1 protein-coding gene is annotated in these 1668 nt (G+C 68.6%); it reads right to left on the reverse strand.

All coding sequences use genetic code 11. The features are described 5' to 3' along the window. Positions 1 to 147: 147 nt before the first annotated feature. Positions 148 to 1545 carry an IS1380 family transposase gene (locus ACFHVL_RS31210; protein WP_416590996.1) on the reverse strand — a complete coding sequence of 466 codons (1398 nt, stop codon included), beginning with the start codon at positions 1543 to 1545 and terminating at the stop codon, positions 148 to 150. Between the last annotated feature and the right edge of the window lie 123 nt (positions 1546 to 1668).

A 1668-nucleotide genomic window follows, 5' to 3' on the forward strand; every position in this document is an offset into this window, starting at 1 on the left:
CCTCGGTCTTGCATTAAGTGTTGATCATGGATGCCTGACGGCTTGTTGATCTTGATTCGTCGGTCGATCGGTGTCTGGGCATGGTGGTGGCCCGACGCGGGGTCGGGTTCCTCCAGAAGCTGTCGGTCGGGATCGTGGTCGTGGTGTTCAGGTGATCGGCTGTGGCAGTGCCGCGAGTCGGGTGAACGCGGTGACCAGTTGCTCGGCCCAGGGCCAGCCTTCGGCGACGCGTAGTCTCGTGCGCCGTGCCGTGCGGGTGATCCGGGCTGGTACGTGCAGTAGCCGGTACCGCAGCTTCTTCGGTTCGGCTGTGGCGAGGTCGCCGTCGAGGAGCAGGTGCTGGGTCCAGGCGATCAGGTCGATACCGGTGAGGGCGAGTTCGAGCCAGGCGGCGTTGATCGCGAAGATCCGTGAGGGGAAGCGGCCGAAGCCGGTGTCCTTGCCGGTGCGGATGCGGTCTTCCACGCGGGCGTGGGCGCGGTGTCGGGCCTCCAGGTACTGGATGCTTCCGCGCCCTGGTGGGGTGTCGGTGGCGGTGACCTGGTGGCGGAACCCTTCGATGGTGTCGAACAGCGACAGTTGCGCGCCGGGGTGGGGGCGTTCGCGGCGCACGATGAACCGGGTGCCGTCGGGGTAGCCGTCGTCGGGTACCAGTCCCGTTATCTCGCAGACGTCCGCGCCGTCGCGGGGCTGCCCGTCGGCGTCGGTGGCCGGGATCCAGCCGGTGGCGGCCAGGATCGCGTGCCGGACCGGTTCGGTGACGGCCACGCCCACGGAGAAGTAGGTGGTGATGTGCTGTTCGCGCAGGCTGCGGATGTGGGCGAGGAAGCCCTGGGTGCAGCCGGCCGAGTCGGAGCGGATGAGGATTTCGGTGCCGTGGCGGTGGGTGTCGGGGATCTGTTCCACGGCGGCGTCCAGGACGGTGATGTGGTCGGCGGTGGTGTTCGATCCGGCCCGGCCCTCGCGTAGCAGCCCCGACAGGGCCTCGCGGGTGTTGTCCAGGAAGCAGAACAGCGGGTGGTAGCCGAACGTCTTCTTCCAGGTGCGGGTGGCTGATTCCTTCTCGGAGTGGCAGATGACGATGGAGGCGTCGAGGTCCAGGACGAGACCGGGGATCGGCTGGCCGGCGGCGGTCGCGGCCGGTATGCCGTCGCGGGTCTCGGCCATCTGCGCCCAGGCGACCTCCCGTGCCCGTGCGCGGGCCGTCCGCAGCGGCGCCAACGCTTCGCTGTCCATCCTCGACAGGACGCGCCATGCGGTGGCGTCCGAGGCCACCGCGCCGAACAGGCCGGTCTGGTCCCGCAGGACCGCCAGGTCGGCGATCGCTTCGCCGCCGTCGGCGATCGTGACCGCCAGGTCGACCGCGACCTGTCCCGGGTCGTGACCGCCCCGCCGTTGCCGTGACCCGGACAGGACTTCGCTGAACGCCCCGGTCAATCCCGCCGCGTCGGCGACGTCGGTCAACAGGCGGGCGCCGGCGTGGCCGACCACGCCACGTCCGTCGCCGCTGACGATGATCTTCGGGCGTGTTCCGGTAGCCTTCACCTGACAGGTGCCTTCCGTCCGGGATAGATGAGACCCTCAGCAAGTCCTATCTTCCCAGGTCAGAAGGCACCTGTCTTTCAAGATCCACTATGTGGACCCGCCCATAATGAAGGGCTGAGGCTA

The sequence above is a fragment of the Micromonospora sp. LOL_023 genome, from assembly GCF_048060115.1.
Lineage (GTDB): Bacteria > Actinomycetota > Actinomycetes > Mycobacteriales > Micromonosporaceae > Micromonospora_E.